Source organism: Microbacterium sp. KNMS (assembly GCF_053851835.1).
The window spans coordinates 1-325 of record NZ_JBSQBP010000088.1 but is presented as its reverse complement, the minus strand read 5'-3'; the positions used below and the strand labels follow the sequence as shown (position 1 = coordinate 325).

At 67.1% G+C, this 325-nt stretch carries 1 protein-coding gene; it reads right to left on the bottom strand.

All coding sequences use genetic code 11. From position 1 onward, the window contains the following. Window positions 1–38 precede the first annotated feature (38 nt). Window positions 39–325: transposase (locus tag ACWXWW_RS17950; RefSeq protein ID WP_455971359.1), on the bottom strand; the 287-nt coding region annotated here is incomplete at its 5' end.

Below are 325 nucleotides of genomic sequence, written 5' to 3'. Positions count from 1 at the left end.
TCGTCGTCAAACCACCCCGTGACCGGCCGATCGCGTGGTCAGGAGGCTCTGGCCCGGACTTCTTGTAGTTCGACGGATCCCCCTGTGACCCGGGGCAAGGTCGCGCCATGCTGATGGACACGCGCGATCGAGGAATCCACCGACACGACCCAGTCGATCTCGCCAGCGAGCGACGCCCGCTTCTGCACGTGGGTGAGCAGGTCCTCCCAGACGCCGTCGCTCGCCCACCGGCGGAAGTTCTTGTAGATCGTGTTCCAGCTCCCGAACCGATCGGGCAGGTCTCGCCACGCCGATCCCGTGCGGAACCGCCACGCGGTCGCCTCGA